The organism is Devosia lacusdianchii, assembly GCF_022429625.1.
Lineage (GTDB): Bacteria > Pseudomonadota > Alphaproteobacteria > Rhizobiales > Devosiaceae > Devosia > Devosia lacusdianchii.
On sequence record NZ_CP092483.1, the window covers coordinates 3,921,457 to 3,934,244 of the forward strand.

15 protein-coding genes are annotated in these 12,788 nt (G+C 64.2%); 11 read left to right on the forward strand and 4 right to left on the reverse strand.

What is annotated here, in order from left to right; translation table 11 throughout:
- Complete coding sequence (locus MF606_RS19300; RefSeq protein WP_240230948.1) at window positions 1-222, forward strand: hypothetical protein; 222 nt, start codon at window positions 1-3, stop codon at window positions 220-222.
- Here MF606_RS19300 and MF606_RS19305 read toward each other — a convergent pair.
- Window positions 219-881: a TlpA disulfide reductase family protein gene (locus MF606_RS19305; RefSeq protein WP_240230949.1), complete on the reverse strand. Its 663-nt coding sequence runs from the start codon at window positions 879-881 to the stop codon at window positions 219-221. The two genes, MF606_RS19300 and MF606_RS19305, sit on opposite strands and share 4 nt — an antisense overlap.
- Window positions 882-903: 22 nt before the next feature.
- On the opposite strand from MF606_RS19305, the gene argH reads away from it, so the two are divergent.
- The 4 genes from argH to MF606_RS19325 all read left to right on the forward strand — a co-directional run bounded on the left by argH (window position 904) and on the right by MF606_RS19325 (window position 5,956).
- Window positions 904-2,352, forward strand: coding sequence for an argininosuccinate lyase (gene argH, locus MF606_RS19310; RefSeq protein ID WP_240230950.1), 1,449 nt, complete (start codon window positions 904-906; stop codon window positions 2,350-2,352).
- A gap of 154 nt (window positions 2,353-2,506) precedes the next feature.
- Window positions 2,507-3,226, forward strand: coding sequence for a gamma-glutamylcyclotransferase (locus MF606_RS19315; RefSeq protein ID WP_240230951.1), 720 nt, complete (start codon window positions 2,507-2,509; stop codon window positions 3,224-3,226).
- A 180-nt stretch (window positions 3,227-3,406) separates the two neighbouring features.
- Window positions 3,407-4,666 (forward strand): diaminopimelate decarboxylase, encoded by a 1,260-nt coding sequence (gene lysA, locus MF606_RS19320; protein ID WP_240230952.1) that lies wholly within the window; start codon window positions 3,407-3,409, stop codon window positions 4,664-4,666.
- A gap of 183 nt (window positions 4,667-4,849) precedes the next feature.
- The gene (locus tag MF606_RS19325) at window positions 4,850-5,956 is read left to right on the forward strand and encodes a winged helix DNA-binding domain-containing protein (RefSeq protein WP_240230953.1); all 1,107 of its coding nucleotides are present in this window, start codon (window positions 4,850-4,852) and stop codon (window positions 5,954-5,956) included.
- Here MF606_RS19325 and MF606_RS19330 read toward each other — a convergent pair whose 3' ends face one another.
- Window positions 5,957-6,367 carry a response regulator gene (locus MF606_RS19330; RefSeq protein ID WP_240230954.1) on the reverse strand — a complete coding sequence of 137 codons (411 nt, stop codon included), beginning with the start codon at window positions 6,365-6,367 and terminating at the stop codon, window positions 5,957-5,959.
- Entirely contained in the window at window positions 6,367-7,284 is a 918-nt protein-coding gene (locus tag MF606_RS19335; protein WP_240230955.1) for a zinc-ribbon domain-containing protein, read from the reverse strand. Before MF606_RS19335 ends, MF606_RS19330 begins: the two co-directional genes overlap by 1 nt.
- 224 nt (window positions 7,285-7,508) lie before the next feature.
- Here MF606_RS19335 and ftsE point away from each other — a divergent pair, with 224 nt between their 5' ends.
- The 5 genes from ftsE (at window position 7,509) to MF606_RS19360 (ending at window position 10,916) form a co-directional block, all read left to right on the forward strand.
- Window positions 7,509-8,171: a cell division ATP-binding protein FtsE gene (gene ftsE / locus MF606_RS19340; protein ID WP_240230956.1), complete on the forward strand. Its 663-nt coding sequence runs from the start codon at window positions 7,509-7,511 to the stop codon at window positions 8,169-8,171.
- Window positions 8,164-9,093, forward strand: a complete 930-nt coding sequence (locus MF606_RS19345; RefSeq protein ID WP_240230957.1) for a cell division protein FtsX — start codon at window positions 8,164-8,166, stop codon at window positions 9,091-9,093. Before ftsE ends, MF606_RS19345 begins: the two co-directional genes overlap by 8 nt.
- Window positions 9,094-9,100: 7 nt before the next feature.
- On the forward strand, window positions 9,101-9,640 hold the full coding sequence (locus tag MF606_RS19350; protein WP_240230958.1) for a YcxB family protein: 540 nt from the start codon (window positions 9,101-9,103) through the stop codon (window positions 9,638-9,640).
- Window positions 9,637-10,446, forward strand: coding sequence for a lysophospholipid acyltransferase family protein (locus tag MF606_RS19355; RefSeq protein WP_240230959.1), 810 nt, complete (start codon window positions 9,637-9,639; stop codon window positions 10,444-10,446). The genes MF606_RS19350 and MF606_RS19355 overlap by 4 nt, the downstream gene beginning before the upstream one ends.
- Before the next feature lie 128 nt (window positions 10,447-10,574).
- Complete coding sequence (locus MF606_RS19360) at window positions 10,575-10,916, forward strand: hypothetical protein (protein WP_240230960.1); 342 nt, start codon at window positions 10,575-10,577, stop codon at window positions 10,914-10,916.
- Window positions 10,917-11,099: 183 nt separating this feature from the next.
- Here MF606_RS19360 and MF606_RS19365 read toward each other — a convergent pair whose 3' ends face one another.
- Window positions 11,100-11,633: a gamma-glutamylcyclotransferase gene (locus MF606_RS19365; protein WP_240230961.1), complete on the reverse strand. Its 534-nt coding sequence runs from the start codon at window positions 11,631-11,633 to the stop codon at window positions 11,100-11,102.
- Between the two features lie 173 nt (window positions 11,634-11,806).
- On the opposite strand from MF606_RS19365, the gene MF606_RS19370 reads away from it, so the two are divergent.
- On the forward strand, window positions 11,807-12,787 hold the full coding sequence (locus tag MF606_RS19370) for a DUF2125 domain-containing protein (protein WP_240230962.1): 981 nt from the start codon (window positions 11,807-11,809) through the stop codon (window positions 12,785-12,787).
- Window position 12,788: the final 1 nt, after the last annotated feature.

A 12,788-nucleotide genomic window follows, 5' to 3' on the forward strand; every position in this document is an offset into this window, starting at 1 on the left:
ATGAGCAACGCGCTCGGCATCGGCCCCGCCGTCATGATCAACCGCATTGTCGATCGCACCGACACGCCTGCCGACGCGCAGATGGCCAAGGTCGCAGAATTGCGCATGGACCTCGAATTGGCCGTGGACGCCGCGCAGGCCGCCGACGCCCGGGTCAGTCCGACCGGCGAGGCCGACGCGCCGGTGATCTCCTCCGGCGCGGTTGTTGATCGCCTGATCTAGGCGCCGAGCTCGATCAGCTTCTCGATCACCGCTTCCCCATCCGGGCTATTCCACTCCGCCGGTCCCTGCAGCACCGCCAGCTCGCAGCCATTCTCATCCAGCACCAGCGTCGCCGGCAGCCCCACCGCCACCGCCTGCTGCTTCAGTCGCTCGAAAGCCGCAAACGTATTATCGGCATAGAGCGGCAGGTTGGCGAACTGGTTCTCGTCGAGAAACCCCTGCGCCTTCTCCAACCCGCCTTCGCCGATATCGAGATTGATGGGCAGCACCATGAAGGCATCCGAATTGTATTTGGTGGCGATGGCATCAAGCGCGGGCATTTCCTCGCGGCACGGCACGCACCAGCTCGCCCAGAAGTTGACCAGCAACGCCTTGCCCTTGAAATCGGCAATGGTCATCGCCTTGCCCGAAGCATCCTTGAAGGCCAGCGTGGCATAGCCGCGCCCTTCGCCGGTGCCATTGAGCGCCGCCAGCTCACCCACCGCCGCGTCGCCAATAGCCGTCGCCGCCGCTTCCTGCACCGGGCATTCCTTGGCCTGTCCCGGATTGCCGAGCCACACCCACGCCGCTATAGCTACGCCCAATCCCGCCACACCCAGGACAGTCAACAGCCGCACCCGGCTCGAAGCTCCCCGGCGGGGCACGTTGGTATCGGTCATAACAGGTCTCCGAGGTCGTCGAATGAGCAACAAGATGTGGGGCGGACGGTTCGCCACCGGCCCCGACGCCATCATGGAAGAGATCAACGCCTCGATCGGTTTTGACCAGCGTCTGTTCCGCCAGGATATTGCCGGATCGATCGCCCATGCCACAATGCTGTCAGAGACGGGCATTCTGACGCAGCAGGATCGCGACAGCATCGTCGCCGGTCTATCCGACGTGCTGGCCGAAATCGAGAGTGGCAGCTTCACGTTCTCGCGCGCGCTGGAAGACATTCACATGAATGTCGAAAGCAGGCTGCGCGAAAAGATCGGCGATGCTGCCGGCAGGCTGCACACGGCCCGTTCGCGCAACGACCAGGTCGCGACCGATTTCAAGCTCTATGTCCGCGACACCATCGACACCCTGGTGGTGCAGGTCCACGCGCTCCAGCTCGCTCTGGTGACCCGCGCCGAGGAAGAAGCCGAGACCATCATGCCCGGCTTCACCCACCTGCAAAGCGCCCAGCCGGTCACCTTCGGCCACCACCTGCTCGCCTATGTCGAAATGCTCGGCCGCGACGCCGGCCGCCTGCTCGACGCCCGCAAGCGCCTGAACGAAAGTCCTTTGGGATCAGCGGCTTTGGCCGGAACGCCCTACCCCATCGACCGCCATATGACGGCCGAAAAGCTGGGCTTCGACCGCCCCACCGCCAACAGTCTCGACGCCGTCTCCGACCGCGACTTCATCCTTGAAACCCTGGCCGCCGCCTCGATCTGCGCCATGCATCTTTCCCGCTTCGCCGAGGAAATGGTGATCTGGAGCAGCGCCCAGTTCGGCTTCATCCGGCTTTCGGACAAGTTCACCACCGGCTCCTCGATCATGCCGCAGAAGCGCAACCCCGACGCAGCCGAGCTGGTTCGCGCCAAGATCGGCCGCATCCTCGGCGCGCTGACCAGCCTGCTCGTGGTGATGAAGGGCCTGCCGCTGGCCTATTCCAAGGACATGCAGGAAGACAAGGAAGTCGCCTTCGACGCCCTCGATTCGCTGTCACTTTCACTGGCCGCCATGACCGGCATGGTCGGCGATCTCACCGCTAACAGGGAGCGGATGCGCGCTTCGGCCTCGGCAGGCTTCTCGACCGCGACCGATATCGCCGACTGGCTGGTGCGCCAGCTCAACATCCCCTTCCGCGACGCCCACCACATTACCGGGCAGATCGTCGCGCTGGCCGAGCAGAAGGGCACCGGTCTCGAGGGCCTCACCATCGAGGACTTCAAATTCATCGACCAGCGCATCGATAGCCGCATCCACAAGGTGCTGACCGTCGAAGCCTCGGTCGCCGCCCGCCAATCCTATGGCGGCACAGCCCCGGCCAATGTGCTCGTTCAGGCCGCCCGCTGGAAGACCCTCCTCACCGGCCAGCCGCACGAACCGCGCCCATTGAGCAAGAAGAAGTCATCTGGGCACGGCGATGGCGGGGTTGAGTAAAGCAGGATGTTGCGCCAATCATTGCCTCCAATAGGCATTGTTGGAGCCACACACACGGTGTCACCCCGGCTTTGAGCCGGGGCCCATCCTGAAATCTCAAGATGAATCCCGACTCAAGGCCGGGATGACATCGATGTGGCGGGAGCAGCACTAGGTGACAAAACCGAACCGACAAATGCGCCTCACCGAGCGCCATGTCGGCTATCTGCAGCCGCTCGAAACCTCCGAAGACCTGCCGCCACCGCCAGCGGGAATGCGCGCAGCGACGGCGGGCGACCACGTCCAAACCACCAACACCCTGCTCGGCCCCGACCGCAACCACGACGAAGTCTGGATCTTCGCCTATGGCTCGCTGATCTGGAAACCGGCCTGTGATTTCGTCGAGATGCGCACCGGCCTGGTGCGCGGCTGGCACCGCTCGTTCTGCCTGGGCTGGAATAACCGCTTTCGCGGCTCCGATCAAACCCCCGGCCTGATGCTGGCGCTCGACCGCGGCGGCGCTTGCAACGGCGTGCTCTATCGCCTGCCACCAGGTCGTATCGATGAGAACATGACCAAGCTGCTGGAGCGCGAAATGGGCTGGCTGCCCTCGCCCTTCCCGCCGCGCTGGATCAATGTGCGCAGCGGCGACCGCATCATTCGGGCCATCACCTTCTGCATCGACCGCCATTCCGGCCGCTATGTCTCAGGCCTTTCCATCGACCGCATCGCGGACGTGCTGGCAACGGCCGTCGGCACGCGCGGCTCGATGGCCGAATACCTCTTCGCCACCGTGCGGCACCTCGAAGACATGGGCATTCACGATCCCCACCTCTGGCAACTGCAATCGCTTGTCGCGGACCGTATCGAGGCCGCTTATGAAGCGGATCGATAAGTCTTGCTTCCGTTTTTGACGGGCTTGGCATAGGGATTTCTCCCGAAATCATCAGCACTCGCGGTGTCATTCCGGCGCAGGCCGGAATCCATCCTGAGATGCAGTAAATCCCTCGATCTCAGGATGGACCCCGGCCTTCGCCGGGGTGACATGGTGGGGTGTGGGCAGATCGAGAGCAAAATGGTCCACCATTTCGAACATCGCGGCGACACGCTTTTCGCCGAGGACGTCAACCTCAATGACCTCGCCGCCCAGGTCGGCACGCCGTTCTATGTCTATTCCTCTGCCACGCTCCGCCGCCATGTGCGCGTGGTGAAGGCCGCCTTCGACGGCATACCCACCCTCTTGGCCTATGCCATGAAGGCCAATTCCAACCAGGCCGTGCTCAAGCTCATGGCCTCCGAAGGCGCCGGCGCCGACGTGGTGTCGTTGGGCGAGCTCGAGCGCGCCCTCGCCGCCGGTATTGCCCCGGACATGATCGTCTTTTCTGGCGTCGCCAAGACCGTCGCCGAAATGCGCCGCGGCCTTGAGGCCGGCATCAAGTGCTTTAATGTCGAAAGCGAGCCCGAGCTCGAACGCCTCTCCATGGTCGCTTCCGACATGGGCAAGACCGCCCACGTGTCCGTCCGCATCAACCCCGATGTCGATGCCCGCACCCATGCCAAGATTTCCACCGGCAAGGCCGAGAACAAGTTCGGCATTCCCTATATCAGGGCCCGCGACGTCTATCGCCGCATCGCCGAACTCCCCAATATCGAGGCGGTGGGCGTCGATATGCATATCGGCAGCCAGTTGACCGATCTCGAGCCTTTCGGCACCGCCTTTGGTCTGATGGCGGAACTGGTGATGGCGCTCAAGGCCGACGGCCATGACATCCGCCATGTCGATGTCGGCGGCGGTCTCGGCATTCCCTACAATGTTGATGAAACCGCCCCGCCACTGCCGACCGCCTATGCCGCCGTGGTCCGCGACAAGATCGGCCAGCTCGGCTGCACCCTGGTGATCGAACCCGGCCGCCTGCTGGTCGGCAATGCCGGCATCCTCGTCACCAAGGTCGAATACGTGAAGGAAGGCGGCACCAATTTCGTCATCGTCGATGCGGCGATGAACGATCTGATCCGCCCCACGCTCTACGAAGCCCACCACGACATCGTGCCGGTCAACCACTCGAACCTCGCCCCGATCACCGCCGACATTGTCGGCCCGGTCTGCGAGACCGGCGATTACCTCGCCAAGGCCCGCACCATGCCCGGCGTGAAGGAGGGCGACCTGCTCGCCGTGATGAGCGCCGGCGCCTATGGCGCGGTCATGGCCTCGACCTATAATTCCCGCGCCCTGATCCCCGAAGTGCTTGTTGACGGCGACCGCTTCCACGTCATCCGCCCACGCAAGTCGCTGGACGAACTGATCGCGCTCGATAGCGTACCTGACTGGCTCTAAGCCGCCAGCGTGGTGTCATCCCGGCGCAGGCCGGGATCCATGTCCGCATCTATCGACGGGTTTGGGGTACCTTCGGGGCATGGATTCCGGCCTACGCCAGAATGACCGGTTGGTGTTGAAGCCCTCCTGCCACCCCTTGTCAGCGCACCTGACCCATAGTCTCCTCACCCGAGGAGACCCGCTATGCCGCAGACACTTTCCGACCGCCAGCTCAATCGCGCCACCCTGGCGCGGCAATGGATGTTGGAGCGCAGCGCGGTCTCCATTCCGGACGCCATCGCCTTTCTGCTCGGCTTGCAGGCGCAGACCAGCGCCGGCCCCTATCAGGGCCTGTGGAATCGTCTGGCCGGCTTCCGCCACCAAGACCTCACTGCGCTGATCGTGGACAAATCGCTGCTCCGCGCCACCACCATGCGCACCACGCTCCACCTGCATACCGCCGCCGACATGCGCTCCATGCGCCCGGTCATGCAGGCCGTGCTCGATCGCACTTGGAACTCCACCTTCAGCAGGCGGGTCGCCGGCGCCGATCGCGATGCCGTTCATCGCCGCGGCGTCGAGCTGCTCGATCAGGGCCCGCTGACCAGCGGCGCCCTGGGCAAGGCGCTGGCCGAGACCTGGCCCGAAGCCGAACCTTTGGCGCTGGCGCAATGGCTGCATTGCCGCGAAACCCTGATCCAGATCCCGCCCACCCGGGTCTGGGGCCATGGCGGCGCGCCGCTGCTGAGCCGCATCGAAAACTGGACCGGCAAAGCCCTCGACGAGGCCATCGCTTTGCCCGACCTCGTGCGGCGCTACCTCGCCGCCTATGGCCCGGCCAGCGTCATGGACATGCAGAGCTGGTCGGGCCTCACCAAGCTCGCCCCCGCCTTCGAGGCGCTTAGGGGTGAACTGATCGAATTCGCCGGCGAGGATGGCCGCATCCTCTATGACATCCCCGATGGCCTCCGCCCCGATGCGGATACACCAGCGCCGGTCCGCTTCCTGCCCGAATACGACAATGTCTGGCTCGGCTTTGCCGATCGCTATCGCATCCAGCCGCAATTGGCCAAGGATCGGATGGTGCTGGTCAATGGCTATGTCGCCGCCTACACCGTGGACGGCTTCATCGCCGGCAACTGGACCATGACCCGTAAGAAGGACGTGCTTGCTATCACCATCCTGCCGTTTCGCCAGCTCACCCCGGCGGAGACAGTCGATGTCGAGGCCGAGGCGCGCGCCACCGGGGCATTCCTGAGCGAGGGTAAGGGGACGGTCGATGTGGAATGGCGACCGATCGTCGAAGCGTGATTACTGCTCTCGCGCCTGCCGGCCGAGCGAGACCACTTCCACCGGCTTGCCAGCCAGCGCATCGTCGATCTTGGCCAGGAGGTCGGCCAGCGTGAACGGCTTGACGATGACGTCATAGATCAGTGCATCGAGGCCATGCGCCCGCTCGCGCTGATCGGCAAAGCCGGTCATCAGCACGATGATGATATCGGGGTATTTGGCTGCCACATGCAGCGCCAGCGCGATGCCGTCCATGATCGGCATCTTGATATCGCTGAGCAGCAGATCAAAGCGCCCGTTCTCGGTGTCGGCCGTCTCAGCCGCCAGCCCGCCATCCTCTTCGGCGACCACTTCATGGCCTTTCATGGTCAGGGCGCTGACCACGAATGCGCGCACGGAGGGATCGTCTTCGGCAACGAGAATGCGGGCCATCAGGGATGCTCCGGTACAGATGGGGGAGAAGCCGGCGCGGCGCCGTGACCGGCCTCCGCTGCGGCGGGTTCGATTGCGACGGCGGGCCCGGCCGGCGCGGTTTCTGTCGCCGGGCGGCTGTCGCGAACGGTGAAGCCCCCGGCAAAACTGAGCCGCACGCGCGAGGCATCGCCGGGCGGCAGGGTCAACTGGGTGTCGAACGTGGCCCGTTCACCCGCCATCAGGTCTCGCACCGATGGCGTAACGCTCCATTCATAGACGCCCTCGCCATTGGCGCCGATCAGCGTCACCACCACGGCCGGCACCACGGTCGGTTCGGGCATCAACCCGACGATCTGCGCCGAGACGATCAGCACTTCCTTGCCGTCGCGTAGGGTGCGCAACGTCGTCACATTGGAGAAATCCAGCCCCACGACATTGACGCCCAGGCCGACTGCCTCATAGACGCCCGCCATGGCAGGATAGCGCTGCACCACCTGGACACGCGCGAAATAACCGACCGCCAGCACTGCGCACAACGCCACCACGGCAACGATGCGGGCGCTCCGTTGCAGCCGCGCCAGCGGCTGGCTGGCGCTCACCGCATGCTGGCGGCGCGAAAACGCGCGCTGCCGCTTGCGGATGACCGCCGGGTCGATCTTGCCGGCCGCGTTCTTGTGCCGCGCCTCCTCCTCGGCGAGGCGACGCTCCGTTTCGGCGACAACCGCCTTTTCCTCGGCGGCCATATCCTCGTCGAGGCTGTCCTCGGCGATCGCCTCGAAGGCGGCCTTGTGCTCGGGTTTGACGGCTTCGGGCTTGAGCGGCTCCTGCTGCCAGGCCTGCTGGCAATGCGCGCACTGCACCTTGCGACCGGCCGAGCCGATAGCCTCGTAGGTCACCTGGTACTTGGTCTGGCAATGTGGACAGGTGATGATCATGGGGCCAGACGGCTGGAGCAGAATGCAAAACGGCGTCCGCAAGCCTAGCGCTAGGGTGTTAAGACTCCTCAAACCCACCTGCCGGCAGAGGAAATCCACCACATTTGTGCCGCTTTCATCCCGCCAAGGGACGCGCCATGCCGCATCGGGCGGCAGGCACTGCTATGCTGCGCCAAACGCCTGATTCGCGGGCACGAGCGGACCATTTTGGGAGCCAAGTACTCTTGATCGAGTTTTCCGATGTGGGCCTGCGCTACGGCAATGGCCCGGAAATCCTGCGAGACCTGACCTTTTCGGTTGAGCCCGGCTCGTTCCATTTCCTCACCGGCCCCTCGGGCGCCGGTAAGACCAGCCTCCTGCGCCTGCTCTTGCTGTCGCTCAAGCCCTCACGCGGCAAGGTGACCATGTTCGGCGAGGATGTGAGCGATCTCACCCAGGATCGCCTGCTGCAGATGCGCCGCCACATCGGCATCGTCTTCCAGGAATTCCGCCTGCTTGATCATCTGACCACGTTCGAAAATGTCGCCCTGCCGCTGCGCGTGCTCGGCCAGCCCGAAAGCGAATACCGGCCCAACGTTACCGAGCTGCTCGAATGGGTAGGCCTGGGTGAGCGCATGGATGCACTGCCCTCGCTGCTATCAGGTGGCGAAAAGCAGCGTGCTGCCATCGCGCGCGCCGTCATTGCCCGGCCCAAAGTGCTGCTGGCTGACGAGCCCACCGGCAATGTCGATCCGGACCTGTCGAGCCGGCTGGTCCACCTTTTTGCCGAGCTCAACCGGACCCTGGGCATGACCATCATCCTTGCCACGCACGAATTGCCGCTGCTCGACAAGTTCAACTATCCTCGCATGCTGCTCACCAAGGGCGAGTTGGTCATCCATGATTGAGCGCGTGCTGGCCCTGCTGCCCCGCCGCAAGGGCGCGGCCCCCATCGTCCCCGAAAAGAGCGTTGCCGGCCGCACGCTGCTGCTGATGATCACCATCATGAGCTTCCTCTCCGCGGTGACACTGGGCGGGGTGGTTCTGGTGCAGAAATCGGCCATCGCCTGGTCGGCCGATGTCGGCCGCGAGGTGACCATCCAGATCCGCCCCGTCGGGGGCGAGGTGATGGAGAGCAATCTACGCACCGCCGTCTCTCTGGCCGAAACCACGCCCGGCGTCGCCTCGGCCCGCGCCCTCACCATCGAGGAAAGCCAGAAACTGCTCGAACCCTGGCTGGGCGCCGGGCTCGATCTGACCGCCATCGAAATCCCCCGCCTGGTCGTGGTGCAGCTCGCCGACCCCGTCGATGCCGATATCGAGGGACTGCAGCGCAACCTTGCCGCGGTTAAGGGCGCAAGCCTTGATACCCACGCCGCCTGGCGGCAACAGCTTAACACCATGGCCGGCACGATAGTGCTTTCGGGGCTCCTGGTGCTGATCCTGATCGGCGCCGCGACAGTGCTCGCCATCATCTTCGCGACACGCGGTGCCATGGCGACCAACCGCGAGATCGTCGATGTGCTCCACTATATCGGAGCCTCCAACAAGTTCATCGCCGGCGAGTTCCAGGGCCGCTTCCTGTCGATCGGCCTGCAGGGTGGCTTGCTCGGGGTGGTGGCAGCTTTGCTGTTCTTCGCCATTATCGGCACCGCCGCCGGCAACATGCTGTCGAGCGAGGCCGGTGCGCAAGTTGGCGTGCTCTTTGGCCGTTTCGCGCTGGGCATTGATGGTCTGATCGGCATCGCAGCCGTGGTGCCAGTTATCGCTGCCTTGACGGCGATCACCTCGCGCATGACTGTAAGGCGCTATCTCAGCCAGACTTCCTAGGACGCCTATGGAAAATTCCGCAAAGTTCGCGTTGACCGCCGACGATACCGTGGCGGGAATGCGTCTTTACGCCTGGTCGGGCATGACCAGTCGCAAGACCCTGATCCGCTGGTTTCTGTTATGGGTCGTCCTCGTGGCCGTGCTCGGCTGGATCGTGACCCGCGGCTCACTCGCGCCCGAAAAATTGCCGGCCACGGCGCTGGTCGTTCTCGGTGGCTCGCTCATCCCTTTCCTGCTTGCCGCCATCGTTACGGTGATCGGCGTACCGATCCAGGCTCGGCGGACCCATCGCCAGCAGCGCACGCTCCGGGGTGACATGACCCTGGCCTGGTCGGACGACGCCCTGCATATCGAATCCGAATATGGGATTTTCGACATACCGTGGGGCCACTTCCTGCGCTGGCGCGAGGATGGCCGATCGATCCTGCTCTACGAGTCCGAACGGCTGGTTCGCATCATTCCCAAGCGCGCGCTGAGCGATGGACAGCAGCAAAGCCTGCGCGCCTCGCTGGTCCATATCGAGGCATCGCGGGGCAAATCGCCATGAAAGTCATCCAGGCCATCCGCTCCGCGCTGTTCTATCTGCTGTTCATCGGCCAAACGGCGGTGGTCGCGATCATTGTGGGCACCATTGCGCTGATCACCGGTCGCACCCGCCTCTCCTGGGCCATGGCCGTATTCTGGTGCCGCTCCAACCTCGTCTATCTGCGCGTGTTGGCCGGCGTCAAAACCAAGGTCTCAGGCGAAGAGAACATCCCTGCCGGCGGCTGCATCATCGCTGCCAAGCACCAGAGCGATTGGGATGTCTTCGCCATCTTCCCCCATACCGGACGCCCCGCCTATATCGTCAAGAAGGAGCTGATGCGCATTCCCTTCTTCGGTTGGGCCGCCCGTTCGCTCGATTGCATCGAGGTCGACCGCAAGAAGGGCGCCGAAGCCGTCCCCCTGATGATGGCGCAGGCCCATGCCGCGATCGATCGGGGCTGCCGCATCGTCATTTTCCCCGAAGGCACCCGCAAGGCGCCACTGGCGCCGGCGGATTACCGGCAGGGTGTGGTGCGGCTCTATATGGAACTCGGCGTGCCCGTCGTGCCGGTGGCGCTCAATTCGGGCCTGTTCTGGGGCCGCAACAGCCTCGTCATCTGGCCCGGCACAGCCGAGGCCCGGTTCCTGCCCGCCATCGAGCCAGGCCTGGCGCCCGACATTTTTCTCGAGCGACTCAAAAATGCCATCGAATCCGAATCGGATGCGCTGATTCTCAAGGCTGCGGAGCAAGGTCTTGCCCGTCCCATCGACGCCGCGCTGCAAACCAGGCTTGATGCGCTCAAGCGGCAGCGTTCCGTTACGGTATAGCCACTATATATTGACGCGACTCACGAACAGAACCATACATATAGATGTCGAGTGGAGCGCCGCTTGACATGTGCGGCATTTTGTTCTATTTTTGTTCTTCTTGGACGAACGCTGTGGGGATAGCGTAGATGGCTGGCATCGAGAACAGGATCGTGACACACGCTTTCGGCCGCCAGATCAGCTGGCAAGGCCGCTCGGGCCGCGCCTATAGCCTCGTCAGCGAAAATCTCGAGCACTTTGCCATGGGCGATGCCGAGCTCTATCTCATCGCCAAGGGCAATCATGTGCTTTGGGTTGGCTCGACCGACGAGCTGGTCGGCGACCCCCTGAGCCGTTCGCGCTGCCGCCTGGCGCTCGACTGCGCCGACCGCGTCTTCCGCCTGCTCTCGCCCGGCGCCGCCGCCGAGCGGCTCTCCACCATCTGGGACCTCGAAGGCGCCGAACCGGTTGCCGGCGCGCAGGCTGCCTGAGGCTTTCAGGCGGAACAACAGGCCCCGATCCATCCCACGCACCGGCGCTTCCCGCGGACTTGATCCGCGGGGTCACTATCAACCCGGCACAAGCGGCGGGTGACCCGCGGATCAAGTCCGCGGGAAGCGCCGGTGGATTGGGTAGTGCCGTGGTTAAAACGGCGTCATCAGCGATGACAGCACCTAGGCCGCCGCGGCCTCATCACGCGCCAATAGCTCCGCCAGCGCCATCAATTGCCGGTCGCGAATACCCAGGTCCTGCAGATGCCGGGCGGTATTGAGCACATAATCGACATTCCGCCCCGACAGGCCCACGCCTGACCGCACCATGGTCAATTGCTGTTCCAGCGTCAGGTTGCCAGCAAACTGCTCGTGCCGCTCGTCGACGAGAAACGCCAATGCGCTGACCATGCGTCCGTCGGCCAGGTGCACCGGCCGCATCACGTCGCGATAGACGGCGGTCACCTGCTCGCGTTCCTGCAGATACGCCTTGACCTCGGCCCAGTCGGCATCGGCGACCTCGAACACCATGCCCCGGCACGAGCCGCCACGCGTCAGCCCGAAGACCAGGCCCGGCTGCTCGACGGTACCGCGATGATAGTGGGAGACAATGGAGAGGCTGCGATGCGCCCCGCGCAGCAGGCCCTGCTGCTCGGAAACATGGGCAAAGCCCGGGTTCCAGATCAGCGATCCATAACCGAAGACCCAATGGGTCATTGTGTCGCTCGCGCTCGTCAACATCGCCATAACCTGAACAGAAACCTAGGCTTGTCTGCCACTCAAGACAATTGCGTCCCCTCGATAGGCGTCATGCGATCCTACGGCCACCCGGATTTACCCGGAATGAACACGCTTCAACCCAGCCCCGGGCAAAGGTAAGAGTGCCGCTCATGAAGAAGCGAATCATCATCCTGGGCAGTGTCGTCATCGCCGTGGTCGCGCTGTGGAGCGCCGCCTGGCTCGTCCTCGCCGGCATGGTCAAACAGAACATCGATGCCCAGGCCCTTGCCGACGGTGTCACCGCGCCCCGGTTCACCTGCGAAACCCTCGATGTCGGCGGCTTCCCGTTCCGCTTCGATGTCGATTGTGTCAAAGCACGCATCACCAGCGGCGACATTGTGATCGATGTCCCCGACATCCGCGCCAGCGTCCGCGTCTATGCTCCGACCCACCTGCTGGCCTCGGCCAAGGGGCCGCTGCAATTGACCGATGCCTTCACCGGCACGCGCAATACCGTCGCCTGGTCCACGCTCGAAGCCAGCGTCCGCCTCGACAATTGGCGCATCGCCCGCGCCTCGGTTTCGGGCAAGCAATTGGTCTGGTCCGACACGCTGATGGGCGAAACCGTGATCGCCCAGGCGCCGCTGGCCGAGGTGCATCTCTTCGACATTCCCGAGCAGCACGACCCACAGCGCCGCCTGGCCGCACTATCGGGCTACCTGCTCGCCGAAAATGTCACCTATCCCGGCATTACCCTGACCGATACCAAGGCCGAAGTGCAGCTCGAGCTGTCCGGCCTGCCCGACGATGTCAGAAACTGGGGGGATCCCAACCTGCTGCCGTCCATGCAGCAGGCGGGCGGCGCGCTCAAGGTGGTCGCCATTCGCGGCACCGATGCCACCTCCACCCTCGACGCCCAGGGCGAACTCAAGCTCGATCCGCAAGGCATGCTCGAAGGCCAGATCAACATCGCCTCATCGGGCGTCGCTGAGCGCATCGGCCCGCTGCTGGCCGAGCCGTGGCGCACCCTGGTGCTCGGCACCCCCGGCGCTGATGGCGCCTATAGCAACCAGCTCAATTTCCGCGCCGGCGGCATCTATTCGGGCCTGGTGCCGATCGCCGCCCTACCCTCGCTCTACCCGGCGCCCTAGA